The 239-nt window shown below is 61.9% G+C and carries 1 protein-coding gene; it reads left to right on the forward strand.

Translation table 11 applies throughout. The features are described 5' to 3' along the window. Positions 1–239, forward strand: a 239-nt coding sequence (locus R0J87_RS24330; protein WP_498889618.1) for an alanine racemase, incomplete at both ends; no start/stop codon positions are given.

The following is a 239-nucleotide window of genomic DNA, read 5'->3' on the forward strand; positions in this document are numbered from 1 at the left end:
GCCGATGGTTACGGCCATGGGGCTGAGGAAATTGCCCGCACCGCCATTGAATCCGGTGTCCACCTGCTTGCTGTTGCCACACCGGACGAAGCGTTAGCGCTGCGCCGCGCGGGAATTGACCGGGACATCCTTGTAATGGGGGCAGTGCCTCCGGCGTTCGTTCCTGTCGCCCAGCGGGAAAATATCATCGTTACCGCGCTGTCGCTTGAATGGATCGAGACAGCGCAGCAAGCAGCCGG

This window comes from Halomonas sp. SIMBA_159 (genome assembly GCF_046536035.1).
GTDB classification, from domain to species: domain Bacteria; phylum Pseudomonadota; class Gammaproteobacteria; order Pseudomonadales; family Halomonadaceae; genus Vreelandella; species Vreelandella venusta_A.